We start from the raw sequence: 25,827 nt of genomic DNA, 5'->3' as shown, positions 1-25,827 counted from the left end.
CTTTTACAAATCAATCCACAAAACATTACTATGTCAAATACTTTTTCCAAAATCAGAAACGCAATAGAATTATTCAGATCAATAGATTTTGATCAACTGAGTGCTATTTCCCAAAAAGTTGATCTGCCAAAGCTGATGCAGAACTTTTCCAAACTGGATGATAAACAGCTGAGCGGAATGATGAAAATGCTGGATCCTAATAAGAAAAAACGGGAGCTTCCTCCTATCGATGGCGATTTTTATGATATTTACCATACGCTGACACCAGAGCAGCGTGAAATTCAGCTTAAAGTAAGAGCGTTTATGGAAAAAGAGGTAAAGCCTTTGGTTAATCATTACTGGCTCAGAGATGAATTCCCTTTCGAACTGATTCCGAAATTCCAGAAACTGAATATTTGTGGTGTTACTTATGAGGGATATGGCTGCCCGGGAATGCCTTTTCTAATGGAAGGGGTTATTGCAATGGAAATGGCTAGGATAGATGCTTCTATTGCTACATTTTTCGGTGTGCAGTCCGGATTGGCTATGGGATCTATTTACATCTGCGGATCAGAGGAGCAAAAGCAAAAGTGGCTTCCCCAGATGCAGAAATTTGAAAAAATCGGTGCTTTCGGGCTTACGGAACCAGAAGTGGGATCCGGAGCAGCAGGCGGTCTTACGGTAACTTGCAAGAAAACTCCTGAAGGCTGGATCCTCAATGGACAGAAAAAATGGATAGGGAATGCAACATTTGCTGATCTGATCATTATCTGGGCGAGAGATCTCGACAGTGGTGAAGTTAAAGGTTTTATCGTAGAAAAAGATAATCCCGGCTATTCAGTGGAAAAGATCAAAGGAAAAATGGCATTAAGGATTGTACAAAACGGGTTGATCACCTTAACAAATTGTCTCGTAACCGAGGAAAACCGTCTGCAGAATGCCAATTCATTTAAAGATACCGGAAAAGTTCTGCGTATGACCAGAGCAGGAGTAGCTTGGATGGCTACCGGCTGTGCAAGAGGTGCTTACGAAAGCGCATTACAATACACCAGAACCAGGGAACAGTTTGGAAAACCAATTGCTTCTTTCCAGATGATCCAGGGTCATTTGGTAGAAATGCTTTCTAATCTTACAGCGATGCAAACGATGGTTTTCAGGCTGTCAGAAATGCAGGATGAGGGGATTTTAAAGGACGAGCATGCATCACTGGCCAAAGTTTTCTGTACTTTGAGAACTAGGGATATTGTTTCCAGGGCTAGAGAAGTGATGGGTGGCAACGGAATTCTTCTTGAATACGATGTTGCAAGATTTGTAGCTGATGCAGAAGCTATCTATTCTTATGAAGGGACAAAAGAGATCAACTCCCTTATTGTAGGAAGGTCTATTACAGGATTCAGTGCATTTGTATAGGTTTTTAATGTGAATGGTGAATTGTTAATAGTGATTTTTTCGGCATGTATAAAACTGACAGCAAAGCTCATTGACTATTCACCATTCATCAATTAGTTCCTAACTAATCAAAGCCTTATACTTCTCCCTGTTATCAATAATCATCCAAAGATTAATCAGGAACAGAGCTCCTGCGATGGACATTCCCATGGTGGATTTGTCTATTGTAAACACGTGAAGCACAATTCCCACCATTACGGGTAAAATGACAATGGCTCCTAATGCTCTTGTTTTTGGAAAAATAAATAATAACCCGCCAACAACTTCTACGATTCCAACCAGAGGCATCAGCCAGTGAATTTCTCCAAATGCTGCAAAAAGTTTCATTTGCTCAGGGGTTGGCTTTTCCATTGGCATATAATTAAAGAATTTGTTTAATCCGGCATTGATAAACATAAGCCCGAAAAGAAGGGCAAGGATAAATTTTACGATTTTCATGATTGTCGATTTTATATCAAATTTAAATCAAAAATAGTATTCGTTTATTTATTTTAAGTAAAATTTGCAAAATATTTTGTTTTATTCCTTAAATAGTGATTTGTATACAAGTTGATTTATTTATATTTGTCATTCAAATCAAACTAAACAATCGTATTATGCTGAAAAATCTTCAAAAATTAGATCGTGAGAATCTAAAGAGAATTAATGGCGGCGGAAAACCTCCAATTTGTGATATCGGACCGGAAGGCTGTCCTTGCAAAATTCCACCGGGAGATCCTTGTTTAGGAGGCCCAGGCGGAGGTCCACCTCCCGATGAGTATGGGTACTGTCCAGACACACAGACTTATATTCTCTGCACACAGACATGTCCAAACGGAATGAGCCCTTACTGCGCTCTTATACTTTAAAATAACTGGCTGCCTTTACTTGAGGCAGCCCTTTTTATTACCATTTCTCATCATCAGTCCATTTCTTTCAGTGTGATATTTTTGGAAATCTTGTAGCTCTTCTTCTTTTTATTGGGCTTTTCTTCCTCTCCGAGCAGTTTGCCCCAAGGTTTTAAGCCGTCCACTCTTTCAAAAATAATTTTGATAATGGCAATTGCGGGAATACACAGGAACATTCCTGCAATTCCCCAAAGATGTTCTCCTAAAATAATTCCGATAAAAGAAAATAAAGCATTAATCTTTACTTTCGATCCTACCACAAACGGAAGCACAATGTTTCCATCGAGAATGTGTATGGCAATATATCCGATAGCTACATAAATGCAGGTAGAAGGCGTGCCGGTTGCAAAGGCGATAAAACATGAAATTAAAAGAGAAATACAGATACCCAGATAGGGAATTACATTTAGCAAGCCTGTTAAAACAGCGAGAAGTATAGCATATTTTACTCCTAAAATGGTAAGCAGGATGGAACAAAGAATAGAAACAATAAGAACTTGAAGACAGAGTCCGAAAATATATTTTTTCGTCATGACCCTGATTTCGGTAACCACTTCCTGCACGCTGCTTTTATGTTTTTCGTTAAAGACGGTTACAATGAAATTATTTAGAATTCTTCTGTAATTTAAAATAAAAATGAAAAACAAAGTAAAAAATACAATAAAGCCAAACCCGCTTGAAAATATTCCAAAGGTAAAACCGAGGATCACTCCGGATGAAGAAAGCAGTTTATTCAGTCCCTGATTGATATAATCAAGCTGCTCATCGATCTTAACGTTAAATGTTTTTGAGATCCAGTGTTGCAGATTGCTGAAAACAGTGGTCATCTGCTCTCTGAGGTGCGGAAGATCCTTGCTGAAGTCAGAAAGCTGTGATCCGAAAAAGTAAATAAGTCCGGCTAAAATGGCCAGCATGACAAACACTGAGGTCATCGTCGATATAGATCTCGGAAATCTTAATCTTTTTTCCATAAAAGTGGCTGCCGGAAGAAACAGCATAGCCATTAAAAAAGCAAGAAAAAAAGGAGCTAAAATGCTCTGTCCAAGTGCCAGCAAATACCCTAATCCAATAATGGAAATGACTACAAGCGTAAGATTGACAATGAAGGGAAGTTTAAGGAAATTCATAATTTTTCAAATCTGTACGATAAAAATAATAAAACCCTTCGAATTGAAATCTTCTTTTGGTTTAATTAACACAATTCTTTTAACAAAAGAAATGCCGGATTCATAGATGTGGTATGTCTTTCTGTAAATTTAAGCTTAATTAGCATTCCAATAGACCTATAAATCTTTTACCACACTCAATCTTTGGAACTCAGCCCATTTTAAAATCTTGAATTTTACTTAGCACAGAAATGAGAGTAAGCGCAAAAGTACTTTTACATCTTGGAACTTAAATAGGAAATAAAAAAACGCATTCCGGGATAATCCAAAATGCGCTTCCTTATTGAGAGTTGATATGTTAAAAATTACTTTTCGATAGCAAAATCAATAACTTCCTCCATTCTGTTTACATAATGTACGGTCAGGTCTTTAAGGTAGTCCTTTTTGATCTCTTCTACATCTTTTCTGTTAGCTTCACAGAGAATTACCTCTTTGACTCCTGCTCTGGTAGCAGCAAGAAGCTTTTCCTTGATTCCACCTACTGGAAGTACTTTTCCTCTTAATGTTATTTCTCCCGTCATGGCAAGATGAGGTTTTACTCTCTTGTTTTTGAATGAAGAAACCATTGAAGTCAGCATCGCAATACCGGCAGAAGGGCCATCCTTTGGTGTAGCACCTTCAGGAACGTGAACGTGGATGTTCTTCTTTTCAATATCCTCCTGGCTGATTCCCAGTTCGTCATGTTTTGCTTTAATATATTCTAATGCAATAGTTGCAGATTCCTTCATTACGGTTCCCAGGTTTCCGGTCATCGTAAGATTTCCTTTTCCGTTGCTTAAAATGCTTTCAATGTATAAAATATCGCCGCCTACACTTGTCCAGGCCAAACCTGTCACAACACCGGGAACCCCTGTGATTTCAGATAGACTTTTCGGTCTTGGAACGCCTAGGATCTCATCAACTTTTTCAATAGTGATTTTTGGATCGTACTCCTTTACAAGAGCTGTCTGAAGAGCTACCCATCTTGCAATGGAGGCAATTCTTTTTTCAAGCGTTCTTACCCCACTTTCTGAAGTGTGAGCTTCAATAATATGTTTAAGTTCAGGATTGCCCAGTTTGAATGATTTCGTATCCAGACCGTTTTCTTCCTGTTGTTTTTTTATTAAATGCCTTTTAGCAATTTCTACTTTTTCTTCCAGAGTATAGCCTGCGATCTGAATAATTTCCGTTCTGTCCAGAAGCGGGGTCTGAATCGTGGATAATGAATTGGCTGTTGCGATAAACATTACTTTAGATAAATCATATCCCATTTCCAGGAAATTATCATAAAAAGCTTTGTTCTGCTCAGGATCAAGCACTTCCAAAAGAGCAGAACTTGGATCTCCGTGAAGACCTTGTGCGATCTTATCAATCTCATCCAGAACGATCACAGGATTCGAGGTTCCTGATTTCTTGATAGACTGCAGGATTCTTCCCGCCATAGCACCAATATATGTTTTTCTGTGCCCGCGGATTTCACTTTCGTCATGAAGTCCGCCCAGAGATAACCTTACATATTTTCTGCCCAAAGCATCAGCTACAGATTTTCCAAGCGACGTTTTTCCTACTCCCGGAGGTCCTACCAGTAATAGAATAGGGGATTTCATGTTGTTTTTCAATTTCAAAACAGCCATATGTTCCAAAATTCTCTTCTTGATATCTTCCAATCCGAAATGAGCCTTATCCAGGATTTTTTCAGCTTTGGCAATATCAAAAACATCCTTTGTATACGTTTCCCATGGAAGATCTGTAAAGAAATCCAGATAATTTCTCTGAACATTATAATCCGGGGCGTTCGGGTTCTGACGCTGCAGCCTATTGATCTCCTTCTGGAAATGATCTTCCACTTCCTGATTCCATTTTTTACTCTTTGCTTTGTTTAGTAGATCTTCCACATCACTTTCCGGCCCGCCTCCCAGTTCGTCCTGTATCGTTCTGATCTGCTGGTTCAGGAAATATTCCCTCTGCTGCTTATCAAGATCTTTGGATGTTTTTTGGTGGATTTGATTTCTCAGTTCCAGTTTTCTGAAGTCTTCATGCATCATTTCATAGCACTTGTTGGCTCTTTCAACTACATTTTTCTCCTCAAGCAGTTTCTGCTTTTCTCCGGAAGGAAAATTGGAATTGGTGCAGATGAAATTAAGAAGATCATCATTATTATTGATATTCTTAATCGCAAAATTAGCAGCATTTGGAATATTCGGATCCAGTTCAATGATCTTTAAAGCAAGATCTTTGATATTTTCCAGCAGAGCGTCATATTCTTCCCTGTTTTTAGGTTTTGAATCTTTTAACTTTGTAATTTCTGCTTTGAAATAAGGTTTGTTTTCTACAATCTTTTTGATCTTAAACCTGTGAAACCCTTTAGTAATAGCTGTAATATTGCCTTCAGGAAGCTTGATGATCTTAATGATCTTTGCAAGTGTACCTGTCTGGTATATGTCCTTCTCCGCCGGCTGTTCCAGATCTGAGTTTTTCTGGCTTACAATACCGATGAAGTCTCCATTCTTCTGTGCCTCTTCCAGAAGCTGTATTGATGTTTTCCTTCCCGCAGTAATAGGAATTACCACATTGGGAAACATCACCATGTTTCTTACCGGAAGTATAGGGAATATTTTCTGTTCGGAATTTTTATCAGTCTCCGAAAAATCGGAAAGGTTGATCTCTTCAGTTACAATATCAAATCCATCGCTGATCATTTCTTCTAAACTTATATCTTCAAATTCTGTCATAGTTCATCAAATGACAAATTGTCATCTTCGTTTTAAATCGTTAAAATGAAATTTTACAATATGCGCTGAAAACGTGCAGCGTATTATAGTTCTCTAAAATGCACAATACCTATGCCATTTGTTTTTTGCTTAAAAATATGGTCAAAATTTCCTTTTTTTAATAATCTTGCATTTAAAAAGCAAATTAAAGGCCTTAGGCTTCTCTAATTTCTTAAAAATGTGTATTTTCGCAAACTGATAAAAAACTATAATATATAAAATGGCAATTTTAGGACAGATTAGGAGTAAGCCTTGGCTTTTGATGGGAGTGATCGCATTGGCGCTTTTAGCGTTTCTTGTAAACCCCGAAAGTATTGACAAGGTTTTTGGAAAAAATCCTGATGTTTTAGGAAAAGTAAACGGTGAGAAAGTCACCCGCGAAGAGTTCAATGATCAGCTTTTCGTACTGCAGCAGCAGGCTGAACAGCAAGGCCGTCCAAAAACGGGACTTGAAGAGCAGGCTTGGCAGTTACTTGTACAATCTAAACTTATCAAGCAGCAGTTTGAGAAATTGGGCTTTGAAATGACCGATGATTATTTCTGGAATCAAATCCAGTATGATCAGATGTTTGCCCAGCAACAGCAGTTCTTTGATGAGAAAGGTAATTTTAAAACTCAAGAACTTAAAAAAGAAATTGAAACTTTAAAGAACACCAATCCCGAAGGTTACAACCAGTGGTTGAAAACTAGAAAAACAGTAGAATACAGACTGATGGCAAGACAGGTGTTTACTAATATTTCAGCTGGTATTACTACCGGGAAGAAGGAGGCAGAAGAGCTTATGAAGCAGAGAGATCAGCTGGCTGATATTGATTTTGTAAAGATTGACTATGCAGCATATCTTCAGAAAACAAAGATCAATGTTACTACTGCAGACCTTGCCGGCTATATCAAGGAGCATCCTGTAATGTTCAAAGCTGAGCCTAGCAGAAATATCGGTATCGTATATTTTCCATCTACTCCAAGTGCAGCAGATGATGCGGCAGCTCAGAAAGAAATCAATAAACTTTTCTCAGGAGGAACAGATGCTAGCGGAGGTACAGAAAACTTCCAGAATACAAAAAATGACTCCATGTTTGTAATGGCGAATTCAGATATGCCGTTTAATAATCAGTATTCAAAGCCTAACCAATTGCCACAGGCTATTCAGGGGCAGATTGCAACAGCTGCTATTGGACAGACTTTCGGACCTTATAAAGAACAGAACTTATATGTAGTTTCTAAACTTTTGGATAAAAAGACTTCAGACTCTACATTATCAAGACATATCCTTATTGCTTTCAAAGGAAGCCCTGCAGGAGAAGGCGTTACTAGATCCAAAGAGCAGGCTAAAAAATTAGCAGACTCTATCGGAGCTATTGTAAAGGCGACGCCAGCTAAATTTACTGAATTTCTTAAACTTTCAAACGACCCGAATTCTGCAGCTCAAGGAGGAAGCTTAGGATGGACGACTCCGGAAACACCTTTCGTTCCTGAATTCCTTACTTATTTGGCTAATAACCCTAAAGGGGCTACTGGCGTTGTGGAAACACAGTTTGGATACCATATCATCAATATTGAAGATAAAAAGGCAGGGTCAATGAGCTATAAAGTAGCCAACCTTGTAAAAGAAGTGAAGCCTTCAGAAGCTACAGAAGCTGATTCTGATAAAAAAGCAAGAAAATTTATTCAGCAGGTACAAGGAAAATCTTTCAACGACTTCGTGAATATTGCTAAAAAAGGAAACTACAAGTTCTCTAACCCTAAAATGGCTAAAAGATTTGACGGACAGCTTCAAGGATTGGGTACCGATAAAGACGGAGAGATCTTAGGATGGGCTTTCGATAAGAAAAGAACTAAAGGAGATACAGAACTCTTCACTGTAGAAGGGACTGGAGATAAAATTGTAGTATACCTTAACGGAAAACAGGAAGCAGGTCTTGCAGATCCTGAATCGGTAAGAGAACAGATAGAAACTGTCGTTAAAAATAAAATGGCAGCAAAACAAATCTCTGATAAAATTGCAGGAGCTAAAGCTTCAAACTTAGATCAGATTGCTAAAATGTTTGCTTCCACGAAGCAGGCAGCTCAGGTAAATATGCTTAATCCTTCAGTAGCGGGTTCTATGGAGCCTAAAGTTGCAGGTGCAGCCTTCGGTATTGCGAAAGGAAAACTTTCTAACCCTATCGAAGGTGGAACAGGAGTATATGTACTGATCAAAAAGTCAGAGACCGTAAACAAGCAGCCGGGTGACCTTAAGCAGTTTACAGAATCTGTTAACCAGAGAAATGCAGGAATGTTCGGACAGGCTTGGATGAAGAGCCTTCAGGATAATGCAGATATCAAAGATTACAGAATCGAGATCTGGAACAAGCTGGGAAATCAGCAACAGTAAGAAATTAATTTTTACAGATATAAAAGCGGCAGAGTTTTCTGCCGCTTTTTTGTATTTAACGCAGAATAATAAAGAAAAAGATTAATTTAAAATGTACTATATTTGCTCATTAGAAAAAATTTAGCAAGTGAAGTTCAGTAAAGAATTAAAAGCTGGTGTAATCGCACTTTTGGCTATAGTAGGTTTTGTGTTGTTGTTTCAATTCATGAAAGGTAGAAGTCTATTTACTACCGATAATATATTTTACGCGAAATACGATAACGTGGAGGGGCTGGCACAGTCTTCTGCGGTTTCCATCAATGGTCTGAAAGTAGGACAGGTTGACAAGATCATTCCTAGAACAGCAAAAGATGGCAAGATCAGTTTTGTTGTAAAAATTACGGTAGATAACAATTTTGAGTTTTCCAAAAATTCAACCCTTGAAATCTTTGAACCCGGATTGATGTCCGGAAAGGAAATGAGGGTAAACCTTATGTATGGTGGTCCAACAGCAAAAGATGGAGATACGCTACTGGGTGCTTTCAAACTCGGAACATTGGGAAGTCTTTCTTCTCAGGTGGGTCCGGTGAAAGATCAGCTGCAAAATGTTTTACATCGTGTAGACTCTCTAATGGCTAATGCTAATCAATTGGTTGATGGGCAGAACAGAGCTGAAATTAAGGCGTTACTTGCCAATCTTAATAAGACAGTAGGTGCTTTGCAGACTACAGCAGGAAGTGTAAACACCCTTGTAGGACATAATGATCCTAAGCTTCAGAAAGTATTGGATGATGCAGCTGTTACGATGCAAAGTGGAAAAGTAACTTTGGATAAATATGGTAATCTTGCAGAAAGTATTGATACTAAAAGACTGAATGCTACGATTGCCAATTTAGATGCTACCGTGGGAAAACTTAATCAGGTGATTGCAGGAGTTGATAACGGACAAGGAAGCTTAGGAAAGCTAATGAAGGATGATCAGTTGTACAATAACCTAAATTCTGCTTCCACAAACCTGAATTCATTGATTGAAGACATGAAAGCAAACCCTAAGAGATACATTAATTTCTCGGTTTTCGGTAAGAATAATAAAGACTAATCACCTTATGCAGTACATCGATAACATCATTTTTCTGATCTTATTAGTTGCGGGATTTGGGCTCTTTGCTAAAAGCCTGCAAAAGATTTACAGAAATATCAAATTAGGAAGAGAGATCAATAGAAGCGACAGGAAGCCCGAACGCTGGGAAACCATGGCCACAGTGGCAATGGGCCAGAGTAAAATGGGAAAACGTCCTGTAGCGGGTATTCTTCACCTTTTTGTATATGTAGGTTTTGTTATTATCAATATTGAACTGGTAGAAATTATTGTTGACGGAATTTTTGGAACCCACAGATTCCTGGCTTCCATTCTTGGAGATACTTTCTACAATTTTTTTACAGCAACATTAGAGATACTGGCTCTTTTAGTCATAATCGGGGTTGTTATTTTCTTTATCAGAAGAAACTTCTATGGCGTTAAAAGGCTTAATATGAAAGAGCTTTTTGGTTGGCCTAAAAATGATGCCAACTGGATTCTAATCATAGAATTTGCTCTGATGGTGGCTTTCTTTAGCATGAATGCTTCAGAATCTGTTTTACAGGCTAGAAACACAGAAGGTTTTCATCATATTGGTTCTTTTCCAATTAGTGAGATGCTTTTTGTTCCATTTTTAAATATATTTAGCTTTGACAGCGGATTCTTGGTTTTTATTGAAAGAGGGGCATGGTGGTTCCATTTTGTAGGGATTCTTTTCTTCATGAACTACCTTTACTACTCTAAGCATTTACACATTCTTCTTGCATTTCCAAGTACCTGGTTTGCCAACCTTGATAAAAAAGGGAAATTCAATAATCTTGATTCTGTAACCAAAGAGATCAAATTAATGATGGATCCTAATGCCGACCCTTATGCAGCTCCGGCTGAAGGGGCTGAAGCAGATGTTCCTTCTAAATTTGGAGCAGAGGATATATTTGACCTTAATCAGGTACAGTTACTTAATGCATATTCTTGTACAGAATGTGGAAGATGTACTTCGGTATGTCCTGCCAACATTACAGGTAAAAAACTTTCTCCGAGACTGATCCTTATGAAAACAAGAGACAGGCTGGAAGAAGTGGGTAGAAATATCGACAAAAACGGAAAATTCGAAGACGATGGCAAGAAGCTTCTGAATGATTATATCACAAAAGAAGAGCTTTGGGCATGTACTACATGTAATGCATGTACGGAAGCTTGCCCTATATTGCTGGATCCACTTTCTATTATCTTTGAAATGAGAAGATTCCTCGTAATGGAGCAGTCCGCTGCGCCTCAGGAACTGAATCTTATGATGACGAATGTAGAAAACAATGCAGCTCCCTGGCAGTATAACCAGGCAGACCGTCTGAACTGGGCAAATGAAAATTAAGGTAACAATGTAAAATAATGTAACAATGTAGCAATCATTGGTAAACTGGTACATTGACATATTGGTAAATTTGAGAAAATGGATTTCAATATAAAAACAATGGCAGAATATGCTGCCGAAGGAAAAGCCCCGGAAGTTTTATTTTGGGTTGGATGTGCCGGAAGTTTTGACGACCGCGCCAAAAAAATTACAAAAGCATTTTGCAAGATATTAAATAAAATAGGTGTTGAATTTGCTGTTCTTGGACAGGAAGAAAGCTGTACCGGAGATCCTGCAAAAAGAGCTGGAAACGAATTTGTTTTCCAGATGATGGCTCTTACCAACATTGAGGTTCTGAATGCTTACGAAGTAAAAAAAATTGTAACGGCCTGCCCTCACTGCTTCAATACCCTTAAAAATGAATATCCAAGCTTAGGAGGACATTTCGATGTAGTACACCATACCCAGTTCCTGAAGACATTAATGGAAGAAGGACGACTGAAGATTGAAGGAGGAGCTTTCAGAGGGAAAAAGATTACTTTCCATGATCCATGCTACTTGGGAAGAGCCAACGATGAGTACGAAGCTCCAAGAATGCTTCTGGAGAAGCTGGATGCTGAGCTTGTTGAAATGAAACGTTGCAAAACTAATGGCCTATGCTGTGGAGCAGGAGGTGCGCAGATGTTTAAAGAGCCTGAAAAAGGAAATAAAGACATCAACATAGAAAGAACGGAAGAAGCGTTATCTTTCGAGCCTAAAGTGATTGCAACCGGCTGTCCTTTCTGTAACACGATGATGACAGACGGCGTAAAACATTTTAACAAAAATGAAGAAGTAGCTGTAAAAGATATTGTAGAACTTCTTGCAGAAGCAGAGGATCTGTAATAACTACATTAAAAATATGCAAAAACTCAGGCTCATGCTTGGGTTTTTCTTTATTACAAACTCAGGAATATTTATTAATTTTATACTTTAAAATGAAAGGATATGAAAATTGAAGAATCCAGTATAGTAGAAACCAACGACTACAGAGTCATTATATACCCCGCATCCAGACCTTTTGAAACCAAAGAGGCCAAAGTAATTACCGAAAAACTATTTGACTTTCTGGCAACCTGGGCCGCACACGGAAAACCGCTAGATTCATCTTTTAAGATCGAAAAAAATCAGTTTATCATCATATGTGTGGATGAAGAGAAGGAAATGGCGTCAGGGTGTAGTATTGATGCTCTAGGGAAGATTATGCGCGAAATTGATGAAGAGTACAACCTGGGACTTTTTGACAGAATGAAAGCCAGCTTTGTGGAAAACGGAGAAGTGAAAACCCTTAAACTTTTAGATTTTAAAAATAAAATAAGAAGCGAGGAATTATCAAAAGACATAGAGGTATTCGATTTTTCTAAAAATACGTACCTGGAATTTTTGAGTAACTTTTTGCTGCCTTTCAATAAAAGTTGGGCATCTTCAATAAAATAATTGCTGTTTTTGAGATTGTTTAATACGATTAAACAATCTCATTAATTTTGGATGGATTATCGGAAAAAGGTTGCTGTTGAATTCCAATTTGGAAAAGCCTTTCAGGAATGTCCATTTCATCAAAAACTGAAGTCGGTAATTTTTCTTTTATAAAGACTGCACACATGCTATTTTTTGGATGGTAAAGATAGACGTGGTTTTCTTTTCCAATACCATCTAATATCGCCTGGAAAACTTCATAACGGATATTTTGTGGATTGTATGCGTAATCATGCCAGACTACAATAGAATGGTCGTGAACCAAATGTTCAAAAACTTTTTTGGTGTCATTCAAAACCATTTCATAGCTGTGGTCTCCATCAATAAAGATTAAATCATATTTCTTACGAAGCGAGCTGAAATCGAAGCTTTTAGTGTTTGCTTCTAAATGAAGAATGCTTGAATTTTTGTTCGAAAGTATTCCGTGTTGTTCTGCATATTTGGGATTCCATCCCATCTCCTTCATCTCCTCTTTAGATAAATTAATAGTGGTACAATCGGTAATCTGCCGGGCAACATTGTGTACACTCTCTCCACGCCAGGTCCCTATTTCTATATATGAATTCACCTCTTTTCTTGCTGCAATCGTGGCAAGAAGTTGTAAATCTGTAATTAACGAACTACCATCCAGCAAAAAGCTTTCTATAGATTCTACCACATCATTATTCAGATCTTTTATGTCAATTTGCGGTAAAGCTTTGAGCTGAGGATAATATTTCCTGAATTTGTTTTCAGCCTCACTTCTACTGTTTACAATCAGGTTAATTATGCTCGGATTTTTGAGAATTATTCTGATAAAAGATAGAAATTTATTAATTTTAAGCATTATTTTGAAAGTTCAGTTGATTTGGATTTTCACAAAGATACATTTAAATAAATTTTGGAAAGAAAAAAAATACTCTTTATCTCCTCCTGGTTTCCCAATAAAATAGAGCCTACCAATGGAAATTTTGTGCAACGTCATGCCGAAGCGGTGGCCAAAATTCACGACGTTGAAATCCTGCATGCCATTGGTGATTTTAATCAAAAACAAAAATATTTGGTGGATGATCAGTTGATCAATGGTATCAGAACCTATATTGTTTATTACAGGAATTCAAAAAATCCGGCTCAGAATTTTTTACGGAGAATGACGGCTTATAAAAGAGGATTTTACGAATTGCAGAGACCAGATCTGATCCATGCCAACGTGATGCACAATTCTATGCTTTTTGCGGTGTATCTTAAGAAAAAATTTAAAATACCATTTGTAATTACCGAACACTGGACGGCTTTGAGAAAAGTTAATAAGGACCGGACTCCTTTTATTACAAAATTTATTGCAAAACTTATTGGAAATACAGCAGATTATGTTCTCCCTGTAAGCCATGATTTAGAAAAAGGGTTAAAAGAAATTGGGATAAAGACTGCCGTAAAAGTGATCCCAAATGTTGTCAATACGGATCTTTTTAAACCAGCAGGAAAATCAAATTCGGACTTTACATTTATTCATGTTTCCAATTTGATTCCCAGAAAAAATGCGGATAAAATATTAAAGGTTGCATTACAACTACTCTCAGAAGGATATCAGTTTAATCTGCAGTTGGGTGGTGATGGGGATGTAGATCAATTAAAAGAAGCGGTAAAGAAGGCAAACGCTGAAGAAAGAATAGAAATTTTTGGAATACAAACGATAGCTCAGGTGGCGGAACGGATGCAGAGATCAGATTGTTTTATCCTTTTTAGTGATGATGAAAATCAACCTTGTGTCATTGCGGAGGCCTTTGCATGCGGTTTGAAAGTGATCTCCACAAATGTCGGCGGGATCGGTGAGTTTTTCCCTGAAAATGCAGGCATATTACTTCCGAAAGTAGATGAACAACAATTGTTTTCGGCAATGCGGACGAGTTTGGAAAGGACAAAATATGATGCCGCATCTTCTATTTCTCAATATGCAAGAGCTACTTTTTCCCAGGAAATTATTGCACAGGAATTTTCTGAAGTTTACCAAATAGTTTCTAAAAACTTAAATTCATGAAAAGCCTGAAAGACTTTCTGAGGAGCTTCTTTAATAATAATGGACATTACGTTTTTTTATCTTTTCTGATTGCCAAAATTTGTGGCTTTATTGGGACTTTGTTAGTAATTAGATTACTTCCTGAAAATGAATTTGGGGTTTTAAGTATTGTTATTTCTGTACTTACAATCTTTCTACCTTTCACAGGCTTTGGAAGCGGACAAAGCCTCATGAGATTTGGATCTATTTCATCTGATGATGAAGAAAAACGGAAAATTTCTTCCTATTTTTTTTTCAAAGGAATACTATTCGAAATTCTATTAATCATTTTATTTTTAAGTATCTCCATTTTTTATTTTAAGAAATACGATGATATTTTTATCATCTTTATTTTTTGTGCCGTGAGACTTGGTGGATTTTATTTTGTAAACCATATTCAGTCATTTTACAGGATTACAGCGAAGAATCAAACGTTTGCAAAAATCAATAATGTGGTCAATATCGGTGGGTTACTTTTAATTCTGGTTCTGACTTATTTCTTTAAATTTTACGGTTACCTCATTGCCATTGCCATTACACCTTATCTTTCATTATTTTGGCTTAAAAAAGATATTTATTCATTTCACCAGTTTATTCCTGAAAATTATAAAGAAATGTGGAAATATGGTGCATTTACAGCTGCAACATCTCTTATTTCTGACACGCTGTTTTCACTGGATATTCTTTTACTTGGTTTTTTAATGAATGAAAGTGCTGTTGCAAATTACCGCGTTGCCATCCTGATACCTTCCAATATCACTTTTTTAGCGATTAGTTTTTTGCAAAGTGATTTTCCATTGCTTTCAAAAAATTATAAGAATAAAGCGTTTTTAAGATCCTATGTAATCAATTTTCACAAAGTATTCATCCCTATTTGTATCGGAATATTTGTTTTCTTTATTTTTTTTAGTCGTTATATCTTAAAATATTTTTTTGGATCTGCCTATATTGATAACTCGGAGTTACTCATGATTTTATTAATAGGATTTAATGTAGGAATGCTGACCAGGAATCTTTACGGGAATCTTCTTCCGGCTGTAGGAAAAATTGAAATTAATACCTGGGTGGGCCTAGCTTCGCTCATCTTTCTTGGAGGGACCGCTTATCTATTAATTCCGGTCTATGGTGTTATAGGGATGGGGATTGCTATGACATCGACGATATTGATAGCAGGATTTGCGTACCTTATTTTTTTCTTTTTGTACCTGAGGAAACTTCCGTAATTATAAATCTTTGTTACCTTTGTCTTATGAAGAATTCAGTTTTTGGAATATTATCTTTACTTTTTGTAACACTCAGTTGCGGCAGCGATGACGATTCCTTACAAAGAATTGATCAGACCTTGAATATCTATATGCAAAACAAAGCCGGACAAGATCTGTTAAATGCTAAAAAGGCAGGATCCTACACTACTTTTTCAGTGAATGATAATAATGGGACAACAGATATTGCACCAGTAGCCATTCCGCTTAAAATGACCACAGATTCTTTATTTTATTTTGAATATTTAAGTGGTGCTAAAAGAATTATAAAGGACTCTATCAGCCCTGAAAACAAAACATACCAGTCGAAAATGACTTTCTCACTTAGCAGAACTGTGAATAATCAGGTGGTTCCCGTTACTGATGTGATGGAAATTTATTACCGCTGGACGCCCTCACTATTTCAGGTTTCGGAAGTCCGTTACAATAATGAGGTTGTATTTTCCAAAGCTGCGGATGCACCCAATGCTATAAATACCTTTACTATCATAAAATAATTTAAATTTGCAAAACTGTTAGCTTAGGATTTAAGTTTAACATCTAATATTTAACATCTCAATAAAATGTTACAAGTCAATTTTTTACGCGACAATAAAGAACGCGTTTTAGAAGGTCTTCAAAAAAGACAATTCAAGAATCTTGGGTTGGTAGACGATGCGATCGCTGCTGACGACGAAAGAAAAAGAATCCAGTTTGAACTAGATTCCCAGCTTTCCGAGATCAACAAAATCTCCAAAGAAATCGGACTTTTGATGAAGGAAGGAAAGAAAGAAGAAGCGGAGTCCTCAAAATCTAAAACAGCACAATTCAAGGAGTCGAGTAAAGAACTGCAGTCCCAATTGGATGTAACAGAGAAAACTTTGCTGGATATTTTATACCAGATCCCCAACATTCCTTATGAATTGGTGAAAAGTGGAGTTTCTGCAGAAGATAACGAAAATATTTTTCAGTCTCATACCGTGGAAGGCCTTGGAGAAGGTGCCATTCCGCACTGGGAACTAGCCAAAAAATATAACCTGATTGATTTTGAACTTGGAGTGAAAATTGCCGGTGCCGGTTTCCCTGTTTATCTGGGTAAAGGAGCAAGACTTCAGAGAGCTTTGGTTCAGTATTTCTTAGATAAGAATGTTGAAAAAGGATATATGGAGGTGAACCCTCCTCACGTTGTGAATGAAGCTTCAGGCTACGGTACAGGACAACTTCCGGATAAGGAAGGGCAGATGTATCATGTGGGAGCAGATGACCTGTATTTAATTCCTACAGCAGAAGTTCCGGTAACCAACCTTTACCGTGATGTATTGCTTGAAGAAAAAGATCTTCCGATCAAAAATACAGCATTCTCTCAGTGCTACAGAAGAGAAGCGGGTAGCTACGGAGCACATGTAAGAGGTCTGAACCGTCTTCACCAGTTTGAAAAGGTAGAGATCGTAAGACTTGAAAAGCCTGAAAATTCTTATGCTGTTTTAGAAGAAATGGTAGAGCATATCAAAGAGATCTTAACTGATCTTGAACTTCCGTTCAGAGTATTGAGACTTTGCGGTGGAGATACAGGTTTTGCGGCAGCCATGACGTATGATTTTGAAGTATGGAGTGCAGCGCAAGAAATGTGGCTGGAGGTAAGCTCTGTTTCTAATTTTGAGACCTTTCAGTCTAACCGTCTGAAATGCCGTTACAAAACAGAAGGAAAGTCTCAGCTGGTGCATACCTTAAACGGTTCAGCAATGGCTCTTCCAAGAATTATGGCTGCATTACTGGAAAATAATCAGACAGAAGAAGGAATCAGAATTCCTAAGAAGATTGCTGAATATGCAAGATTCGATCTGATCAGCTAGAAAATGAATAAGCAATAATAAATAATCCCCTTTCAGTTTTGGAAGGGGATTTTCTATTGTATTTTTATCGTTAACAATATATTATTCAGTAGTGATAACTACTTTTTTATCTTTATTGACAAGATTTTTGTTGTCTATAAGGTCATTGGATCTTACCACGATCTGAATCGTTTTATTGTCAATCTGTTTTACGAAATCATGCTTTCCTTCAATATTTTTGATAGGTTTCTGAAATTTCAGGGTGTTGGTAAATGTAAGGTTGAACATTCTCAGCATTCCAACCATTCCTGAGGCCATTTGTTTTCCGTAGGCTTCTACAGAATCACTTTTAGTCTGCGGAACTTTGTTTTCTGTGGTATCTTTTTCTTCCAGCATCTTCAGGATACCATCAGAATTAAATTTATCCGTATTAATCGTTAAAGATTTTCCGTTCCACACGGCAATATCCTGCAGAGGTATTTTCTTTAAACGCTTATCACTGGCCAAAAGCTGAGTGATCTCAGAAGGCATCAGCTTATCATATTTCAAGGAAAGACCAATAATTTCGTTCTTGTCCTTATCTACTTTCATGTAGACCTTTTTCAGCACTTTCACCGAATCTTCATTAAGGGTTACTTTTCCGTGCTTCTGAACATTGTAGAGACTTGTCCAATCAGTTGGGAGCTTATCAAGATCGTTCAGCTTTTTCGGATCTTGCCCCATCATGCTCATCATTCCCATTACACTTTTGTCCATCAGGATATTAGACTGCATACTGGTTGCAGCGTCTTTATAATACGTAGTTTCCGTATTGATAGAGCAGGACTGGAGTGCACCAAAAAGAATGGCGACCCATAGAAATTTCATATATTTTATCATTGTGAGAATTTTTATTGTTCCATTTAATATTACAAAACAAATACCAATAAAAAAACTGCTGGAATTCAGCAGTTTTTGTTCTATTATTGTATCGGTTTATTTTCCTTCAAAATTTTCGACGGTAATGATACTGGCTTGATTTCCGAGTACTCTTGGATAAGCCAAAGTCTTTAGCTCAGGTCTGTAAAGTAAGGCTTGATTATAAGGATAACCATCTCCGAAATATGGGTCCTTGCCTGTAGCCTTAGCAAGAGATGCAAGTGGTCTACCACTATTGTTTTCAAAATTGATAGCAGAGAAGTTTAACAATGACCCTGCTTTAAATATATAATTCCCTTTTATATTAACAATTCCTAAAGAGTGCATTTCCAGTTCAGCAGTTCTTTCACTGTTTAGTTTTGTTACAGACTCTATTTTTCCTGTAGCAGTATTTATAGCTACTATCCTAGGATCTCCGGCTTTATAATAAGTTTCGGTAATCATCATAGTTCCCATAGGAGATTTTACATTTCTTGTACCAGCATCCAGTTTGCTTTCTGTAAAAATGTAAATTTTATCTCCACTTACATAAGTATAAGGGATAAAGACATCTGCTATTTTACTGCCATCGTTGTATGGTGCTACCACTTCATTAGCAATGATTTTTCCTTCATTAATATCATACAGCATTAAATTTTCGAAATTACTGGCATTAAACTTTACCGTTTTAGGAGTGCTGTTAAATGCAATTAGATAATCTTTATCACCAATAGATACAGCTGTTTCACTAATGATCTTCATTTTTTCTGTAAAGAATTTTTCTTCCTGTGCTGAAGCAGTAACAAAAAGAAGTGATGCATTTTGATTCACAGACCTTAGCAATCCTATATTTCCTGAATTAGTCACAAAAAATTCAGTATCTGAGCTTCCTGCTTCTCCGGTAACCTCTTTATTCCATACAGATTTCAGGCTTCCGGTATCAATGACATGGATGCTTATCTTTACAGGCTCTTTTCTAGGGGAGTGTTGGTAGAAGACAACAGCACCATATCTGCCATTCTCAGATTTTTCGAAATAGGTAGTTCCTGACTTCATTGTAGATTCGATAGGGTAAGAAACAAGCAACTCATTAGTAAATGTTTCTGTGGTTTTATCGAAAATAATTTTATAAATGTCTTTCTTTTTTACTTTTCCGGCATAGGTTTCTGTAATAAAAACAATTTTATTTCCAGATTCAAAGCTTCCCAGATAATTAATAGGTGCGTACTTTTCTATTTGGGGCATTTCGTGGGAAAAAGTTTGCTTTAAATTGTTTGAATTATCAAACTTTCTTACGAATATTTTATTGTTGCTGCGGATGCTGTTTTCATTGATGCTGCTTTGCATGTAGTAACCATCATTACCGCCGGTAATTAATTTTACATCCTTTTCTTGAGTAGCGTCAAAATCAAACTTGTTTCCATACTTGTAATTACTCTGCGCAAAGGCTATGGAAGAGATACAAATAGCTAATGCTGTAAATGTTCTTAGTTTCATGATTCTATTTATAAATCTGGTTTTCTAATTGCTTTAATTCTGCTTTCTCATTGTAAGACAAATCCAGATCTACAAGTTTTTCCTGCATTTCATTAAGATACTTTTCTGCTTCCTTTTTGTTTTCAAGAGCAACATTCAGTCTTATTAAATTGAAATTAAGGAATTTGCCGATTTTAGCATTATAAGCAGCTTTTTTATCTTTATAATTAACTTTTTTCAGAGCTTGTTCCCAAATGTCTGTCCCTTTTTTCATATTGGCAAAAGCAATATTGTTATTAGTCTGATCAGAGTTAGCCTGTAACTTTCTTAAATTGGTTGTCACATAAATATGTGCTTTTTCTAAATCGTCAAATTCACCTTTATTTTTCACAAATTCCAGTTTTACCTGTTTGTTGAGTGTCTTATATCCGTAATTATCATTTAAGAAAGTATTAATTGCCTTAATATTGTTTCCAAGATATTTCTTTTCTTCTGCGGGCTTATTGATGTTATCAGAAGGTTGTGAAGATACAAAGACGAAGTCTTGAGAAATTGTTGTATTAATTTTCTCAGTTCCATTTTCTTTTACAACTATTTTTGTCGGTTGATTGGCGTAAGTCTGTCCCGCATTATCCTGAAAGTTTACTTTTTCCATTGTAACGTAAACATCTACATTAGGAGTTCCTTTTTTATAACCGTCAATCGAAATTTGAGAAGCTAAAACATTATTGTCTACAATAAAATAGTCATTCAGATAAGGTTCCCTGTATACCGGAGGAGTAGGTTTGGAATAAATAGGTTTAGAAGGAAGTTGAAGTTGCGGTTTTAGTCCTTTTTCCTGCATAGTAAGACGCTCTAAAAGACTCATTTTTTTAAATTCTGCTGATTCAATTGCAAATTTCTCTTTTGCTTTTATGATCTCTTCATTATAATCTTTAAGTGCCTGTTGATAGTTACTTTGGCTTTCTGCAATCGTATTGCTGAAATTAGCAAGAGCTTCCTGATGTTCTTTTTTAGATTGCTTTATTACATCTTCCTTAGTCAGATTATAAGGAGAGTTTACCGTAATATTATAAGTCCGGGAATTTTCGCTAATTGAAGTTTGTGGTGCTTTTAAAACACGAAAATCAACTGTTTCAGAATTAATGCTTTGTGCATTTAAACTGATTGCTGACATAAAAATAAGAGATAGTAAAATTTTTGTCATGATTATTTATTATATTAAGAATTCAAAGATAATATTTTTAAGTAAAAACTATAATTTGTTAATCTTTTATGTAAATGGATTTAAAATATAAATCAAAAGACGACTGATATTCAGTCGTCTTTTGATTATTCTGTGACAATAATGATTTTTTTGTCTGCGTTTTTTAATTTCATTTCTGGATCATACATTGCTTTCAGGTCATAATCAATCTTTATTGTTTTGCTATCGATTTGTTTCACCCAATCATGTTTTCCGGTAATGGATTTTATTTTGTTTTCAAATTTCAGTGTTGTTCCAATGCTTTTAAAGAACATGGTGACCATTCCCTCCACTTGGCTTGCTTCTTCTTTTGAAGTCTTGCTCCGTAGAGTTTCTTCAATGTTTTTAAGATTGAAATTGTCCGTATTGATCGTCAACGTTTTTCCGTCCCAGTTGTTGAAAATATTCTGATCCAGTGGAAGCTTTTCCTTTTTGTTGTAGCTGCTTAACATCTGATAGTCTGGCTGGGTAAAGTGCTCCATTTTTAGAGAAAAACCGGCTGGCTCGTTATTTTCTTTATTTGTTTTCATGAAGATGTTCTGCATGATCCGGATAGAATCTTTATCCTGAGTTTTCAGTTTTCCCTCCTTCTTTTCAATATCGTAAAGACTGGTCCAGACTGTTGGAAGTTTATCAAATTCTCCGAATTCTTTCTGCTGTTTCAGAGAATCTGGAGTCATAGATTTCATTTCAGAAATGAACTGTCTCATGTCAATATCAGTGACGGAAGTAGATGCAGCATCTGTATGGTATAAGATTTCAGAATTGATGGTACAGGATTGCAATACAAAAGCTGCTGCAATGAATAATAAAAGTAGTTTCATGGGGGTTGTTTAGTCTTGTATTAATGACAGTTTGCTGAACTGTGATCGTGTCCTTCAATGTGGCAATTGGCTCCGTTATGGTCTCTGGAAATAGTCATAGCTTCGGCCCTTGGAGAAATGTAAGGAATTCCCAACTCAAGACCTCTCAGGATAAACAAACCTCCTAAAATGATCATGATTACAGGGACGGCTTTTAAAACTTTTACCCTGAAAGCCTGATTCACGAGGTTTCCGGCCAAAACTACCGCAAACATGAATGGAAGTGTTCCCAACCCAAATAAAGCCATATATGAAGCTCCCTGCCATATCCCTCCGCTTGCCAGACTTGCTGTCAATGCCATATAAACCATTCCGCAAGGAAGAAAGCCATTAAGAACCCCTGTGGAAAATCTGGATCGGTAATCTGCTTTCTGCAATAATCTGCCTAAATTGGATTTTATAGAAAACAGGAATTTAGAAAGAAAAGGGATCTTGGAAGCAAAATCTTTTCCTCCAAATGAAAACAAAGCCATAATGATCAGAAGAACTCCGGCAATAATTGTAAGATACTGCTGAAATCCAGCCATCTCAAAACCTTCGCCTATAATACCAAGAATCGCTCCTAATAAAGAGTAGGTAAATATCCTGCCGAACTGGTAGGTAAGGTTTTGAAGATAAAAATTGGTGGCCTGTTTTTTGGTCAATCCCATCGATAAGGCAATAGGTCCGCACATCCCGATACAATGAAAGCCGGAAGCGAAGCCTAAAGCAATAGCCGATAAAATAAGTCCTATTTCCATATCACATCGTAATCCATTCTATAGTCTGTTTTGTCTTTCGTCCACATCAGTCTCAAGGTATAGTTTCCTACTTTCAATACCTGTGCAGGTATTAAAATCGACTGTTGTGCGTCAAGCTGTACAGATTTCTTGATGTCTAAATTCTGGTCTTCGGTTCTGTTTAAAACAAATTTTACCGTAGTATTAGAATTGTTATATTCTTTCGGAAAAGTGATCCTGATACCCTCTTTTTCCTGGCTGTATACTGGTTTTTCCTGAAGATCGTCTGCTTTTTGCTTAGCATCAATCACGTCCTGATACTTAAGCTCTTCTTCATAATAATTATCGGTTACCATTTCGGAATTCTTTTGCCCGTTCGGGAACAGAAACAACATGGATAATATAAAAATAATGAATGCAAATAATGCAATTACAACACCGTGTCCCCAACTAAAGTTTTTCATTTCTTCCGGATTTTTTATTTGATTTTGTAGTCATAAGCACCCTCTATGACTTTACATCACTTATAAACGTTGAATGATAGAGGTTGCTTGAAATTAAAATTGTAGTTTGAATGGTCCTTCAAAATAGGTCTGATAAGAATCTATAAGCTTCCCTTTCATATCATAAACTCCGATCGTTACATTCTGTTTTGAAAGTTTCATTTCATCTTCAGGAAAACTGATACTGATCGTTCCTTTGGAAATTTTATCTCTGTCTACCTGAATTTTGCTTGATCCACTGTAGATAATCTCTCCATGAGTAGGCTCGACAACTTTTATGGTAACAATCTTTTTATCGTTGGTTTTATTAAGGAACGTATAATTGTAAGTATTAATGATCTTTCCATCTCTTACGAAGAATGTACTTCCTGCCGGTTTAATGAATTTAGCCTCCATTTCGCCACGGCTGTTCAGAAGAAATCCTAAAAATCCAACCAGTAAAGCAAGAACGACTGCAAAACCTTTCATTCTACCTGTAAATTTAAACTGGGTGTGATTTTCGATCTCATTCTCAGAAGCATATCTTATCAGTCCTTTTGGAAGACCTACTTTTTCCATGACTTCATCACAAGCATCGATACAGGCTGTACAGTTAATACATTCCAACTGTTGTCCATCTCTGATGTCTATTCCCGTAGGACAAACAACCACGCACTGGTGACAGTCTATACAGTCTCCTTTTCCGGCAGCTTTACGGTCTTCGCCTTTTCTCCATTTTGCTCTGTTTTCTCCTCTTTTAAAATCATAGAAAACGTTAATTGTATCTTTATCAATCAGAACACCCTGTAATCTTCCGTAAGGACAAACCAAGGTACAAACCTGCTCTCTGAACCACGCAAATACAAAGTAAAATGCTGCTGAGAACAGAACCATTACAATAAAATTGGTAGGATGGGCAAACGGCCCTTCTGATATAATTCTGAAGATCTCTTTATAGCCAACGATATACATGAGCATAAAGTGAGTGATGATCAGGGAAATCACAACGTAAACACTCCATTTCAAGCTACGTTTCCAGATTTTTTCGCTGTTCCATTCCTGTCTGTCCAGCTTCATCTGCTTGTTTCGGTCACCTTCAATTAAGTATTCAATTTTACGGAAGATAGATTCCATAAAAATTGTCTGAGGGCATATCCACCCGCAGAAAATTCTTCCGAATGCAATCGTAAAAATGATAATAAAGATTAATGACGCAATAGCACCTAAAGTCAGGATAAAAAAGTCCTGTGGATAGAAAGGCTGTCCGAAGACGTAAAATTCTCTATCGATAACGTTGAATAAAAAGAACGGGTTACCATTGATTTTAAGGAATGGTACCGTAAAATAAATAATTAATAAAGCATAGCTTACAAGATTCCTGTAGTTGGTGTATTTCCCTTTTGGTTTTCTGGGGAATACCCATTTTCTCTTACCGGATTGCTCCATTGTCCCGATAGAATCTCTGTAAGTCTCAGGGTCCAGAACCTGTCCCTGTCCGCCGCGTACTTCTATTTCTTCTATATCTGACATTTTGTAATATATTTAAAAAAGAAAAAACATAATTCGTTACTATTTTTTTTAATAACAAATTATGTTTTTTTCATATGTTTCTAATTTTTTTAAAATTATTCTTTTTCCCAATGTGCTTCAGTTCCTTGAGGAGCAGCTCCTCCCTGAGCCGGTGTTACTGGTGCTTGTTCCTGATTGATATGATATACATAAGCTGCAATCTTTTCGATCTCTGCACCGGAAACTTCACCGTTTTTACCAAATGCTCTCATCGCAGGGTTGGTAGGAGAACCGTTCCAGTCCATGTGGAAAACATTTTTAAACAGAGTTTTCTCAGGCTGGTTGATCCAGAAGTTATCCGTAAGGTTTGGACCGATACCACCACTTCCGTCTTCTTTGTGACAAGATGCACAGTTGGTTTTGAATAACTCTTTACCTTCTGCGATATTGTCTGCAGAGTATTTTGCTGTTTCAATGGTTACAGGAGGCTGGTTCTTTTCATAATCTGCAATACTCGCCATCTGCTCTTTATATTCCTGCTCATATTCATTTAATGGATGTGCAAAATCTGTGAAAGCAAACGCTGCAATGTATATAATACAAAAAGCAGTCCCAAAATAGAATAATCCTACCCACCATTTTGGAAGTTGATTATCTAATTCCATAATCCCATCGAAACCATGATCAATAAGAATATCTTTTTCTTCTGTAGCAGACTGTTTTTTGAATGCACTGTCGTACATTCTTTTTAGGAAAGGAATTTTCTTTTCCGCTAAATAAGCTGCTTTTTCTTCCGGAGATAATTTTTTGAATTTATTGTTCTCAATTAAATCTCCAATAGCACTGTGGATATAGGCTAAAATAGCACTGATCACAACAGTTCCCCAGAAGTATGGTGAAGCTAGGAACGAGTAGCTCTGTACAAACAAATAATAAAAAACTATTAGAAGTCCAGTTATTATTAAGATGTTTACAACAACAGGTGTTCTTTGTTTCATA

At 36.8% G+C, this 25,827-nt stretch carries 22 protein-coding genes; 10 read left to right on the top strand and 12 right to left on the bottom strand.

The annotated features are described in order from the left end of the window. Positions 1–30: 30 nt before the first annotated feature. A complete protein-coding gene (locus tag QF044_RS17115) occupies positions 31–1,389 on the top strand; it encodes an acyl-CoA dehydrogenase family protein (protein ID WP_307269872.1) in 1,359 nt (452 codons plus the stop codon). A gap of 99 nt (positions 1,390–1,488) precedes the next feature. Here the strand turns inward: QF044_RS17115 and QF044_RS17110 are convergent, their stop codons facing one another. The 3 genes from QF044_RS17110 to lon all read right to left on the bottom strand — a co-directional run bounded on the left by QF044_RS17110 (position 1,489) and on the right by lon (position 6,192). Further along, a complete protein-coding gene (locus QF044_RS17110; protein WP_307269870.1) occupies positions 1,489–1,866 on the bottom strand; it encodes a DoxX family protein in 378 nt (125 codons plus the stop codon). A gap of 463 nt (positions 1,867–2,329) precedes the next feature. Beyond that, entirely contained in the window at positions 2,330–3,442 is a 1,113-nt protein-coding gene (locus QF044_RS17105) for an AI-2E family transporter (protein ID WP_307269868.1), read from the bottom strand. A 344-nt stretch (positions 3,443–3,786) separates the two neighbouring features. Continuing rightward, complete coding sequence (lon, locus tag QF044_RS17100; RefSeq protein WP_307269865.1) at positions 3,787–6,192, bottom strand: endopeptidase La; 2,406 nt, start codon at positions 6,190–6,192, stop codon at positions 3,787–3,789. A gap of 259 nt (positions 6,193–6,451) precedes the next feature. On the opposite strand from lon, the gene QF044_RS17095 reads away from it, so the two are divergent. The 5 genes from QF044_RS17095 to QF044_RS17075 all read left to right on the top strand — a co-directional run bounded on the left by QF044_RS17095 (position 6,452) and on the right by QF044_RS17075 (position 12,489). Further along, positions 6,452–8,605 carry a SurA N-terminal domain-containing protein gene (locus QF044_RS17095; protein WP_307269863.1) on the top strand — a complete coding sequence of 718 codons (2,154 nt, stop codon included), beginning with the start codon at positions 6,452–6,454 and terminating at the stop codon, positions 8,603–8,605. Between the two features lie 127 nt (positions 8,606–8,732). After that, a complete protein-coding gene (locus QF044_RS17090; protein ID WP_307269860.1) occupies positions 8,733–9,683 on the top strand; it encodes an MlaD family protein in 951 nt (316 codons plus the stop codon). A gap of 7 nt (positions 9,684–9,690) precedes the next feature. Further along, entirely contained in the window at positions 9,691–11,034 is a 1,344-nt protein-coding gene (locus tag QF044_RS17085) for a (Fe-S)-binding protein (RefSeq protein WP_307269859.1), read from the top strand. A gap of 78 nt (positions 11,035–11,112) precedes the next feature. After that, positions 11,113–11,898 (top strand): (Fe-S)-binding protein, encoded by a 786-nt coding sequence (locus tag QF044_RS17080; RefSeq protein WP_307269857.1) that lies wholly within the window; start codon positions 11,113–11,115, stop codon positions 11,896–11,898. A gap of 102 nt (positions 11,899–12,000) precedes the next feature. After that, positions 12,001–12,489: a hypothetical protein gene (locus tag QF044_RS17075; protein WP_307269854.1), complete on the top strand. Its 489-nt coding sequence runs from the start codon at positions 12,001–12,003 to the stop codon at positions 12,487–12,489. 28 nt (positions 12,490–12,517) lie between these two features. Here the strand turns inward: QF044_RS17075 and QF044_RS17070 are convergent, their stop codons facing one another. Then, entirely contained in the window at positions 12,518–13,354 is an 837-nt protein-coding gene (locus QF044_RS17070) for a class I SAM-dependent methyltransferase (RefSeq protein ID WP_307269851.1), read from the bottom strand. A 54-nt stretch (positions 13,355–13,408) separates the two neighbouring features. Between QF044_RS17070 and QF044_RS17065 the strand changes: the two genes are divergently transcribed. From QF044_RS17065 to serS, 4 genes are all read left to right on the top strand, one after another. Next, positions 13,409–14,545 carry a glycosyltransferase family 4 protein gene (locus tag QF044_RS17065; protein WP_307269849.1) on the top strand — a complete coding sequence of 379 codons (1,137 nt, stop codon included), beginning with the start codon at positions 13,409–13,411 and terminating at the stop codon, positions 14,543–14,545. Next, positions 14,542–15,786, top strand: coding sequence for an oligosaccharide flippase family protein (locus QF044_RS17060; RefSeq protein ID WP_307269847.1), 1,245 nt, complete (start codon positions 14,542–14,544; stop codon positions 15,784–15,786). The genes QF044_RS17065 and QF044_RS17060 overlap by 4 nt, the downstream gene beginning before the upstream one ends. A gap of 26 nt (positions 15,787–15,812) precedes the next feature. Next, the gene (locus tag QF044_RS17055) at positions 15,813–16,322 is read left to right on the top strand and encodes a hypothetical protein (protein ID WP_307269846.1); all 510 of its coding nucleotides are present in this window, start codon (positions 15,813–15,815) and stop codon (positions 16,320–16,322) included. A 66-nt stretch (positions 16,323–16,388) separates the two neighbouring features. Further along, positions 16,389–17,657 (top strand): serine--tRNA ligase, encoded by a 1,269-nt coding sequence (gene serS, locus QF044_RS17050; RefSeq protein WP_307269844.1) that lies wholly within the window; start codon positions 16,389–16,391, stop codon positions 17,655–17,657. Between the two features lie 81 nt (positions 17,658–17,738). On the opposite strand, the gene QF044_RS17045 is transcribed toward serS, so the two are convergent. The 8 genes from QF044_RS17045 to QF044_RS17010 all read right to left on the bottom strand — a co-directional run bounded on the left by QF044_RS17045 (position 17,739) and on the right by QF044_RS17010 (position 25,826). Then, positions 17,739–18,503: a hypothetical protein gene (locus QF044_RS17045; protein ID WP_307269842.1), complete on the bottom strand. Its 765-nt coding sequence runs from the start codon at positions 18,501–18,503 to the stop codon at positions 17,739–17,741. Positions 18,504–18,611: 108 nt separating this feature from the next. Beyond that, on the bottom strand, positions 18,612–20,030 hold the full coding sequence (locus tag QF044_RS17040) for a hypothetical protein (RefSeq protein ID WP_307269840.1): 1,419 nt from the start codon (positions 20,028–20,030) through the stop codon (positions 18,612–18,614). Positions 20,031–20,034: 4 nt separating this feature from the next. Then, positions 20,035–21,216, bottom strand: coding sequence for a hypothetical protein (locus QF044_RS17035; RefSeq protein WP_307269838.1), 1,182 nt, complete (start codon positions 21,214–21,216; stop codon positions 20,035–20,037). Between the two features lie 125 nt (positions 21,217–21,341). Then, on the bottom strand, positions 21,342–22,079 hold the full coding sequence (locus QF044_RS17030) for a hypothetical protein (RefSeq protein WP_307269836.1): 738 nt from the start codon (positions 22,077–22,079) through the stop codon (positions 21,342–21,344). 20 nt (positions 22,080–22,099) lie between these two features. Beyond that, positions 22,100–22,858, bottom strand: coding sequence for a sulfite exporter TauE/SafE family protein (locus QF044_RS17025; RefSeq protein ID WP_307269833.1), 759 nt, complete (start codon positions 22,856–22,858; stop codon positions 22,100–22,102). Beyond that, on the bottom strand, positions 22,849–23,301 hold the full coding sequence (locus QF044_RS17020; RefSeq protein ID WP_307269830.1) for a FixH family protein: 453 nt from the start codon (positions 23,299–23,301) through the stop codon (positions 22,849–22,851). The genes QF044_RS17025 and QF044_RS17020 overlap by 10 nt, the downstream gene beginning before the upstream one ends. Positions 23,302–23,394: 93 nt before the next feature. After that, positions 23,395–24,849, bottom strand: a complete 1,455-nt coding sequence (ccoG, locus tag QF044_RS17015) for a cytochrome c oxidase accessory protein CcoG (protein ID WP_307269828.1) — start codon at positions 24,847–24,849, stop codon at positions 23,395–23,397. A gap of 95 nt (positions 24,850–24,944) precedes the next feature. After that, positions 24,945–25,826, bottom strand: a complete 882-nt coding sequence (locus QF044_RS17010) for a cbb3-type cytochrome c oxidase N-terminal domain-containing protein (protein ID WP_307269826.1) — start codon at positions 25,824–25,826, stop codon at positions 24,945–24,947. Between the last annotated feature and the right edge of the window lies 1 nt (position 25,827).

The organism is Chryseobacterium sp. W4I1 (assembly GCF_030816115.1).
Classification (GTDB): Bacteria; Bacteroidota; Bacteroidia; order Flavobacteriales; family Weeksellaceae; genus Chryseobacterium.
This window is presented reverse-complemented; position numbering and strand designations above follow the sequence as displayed.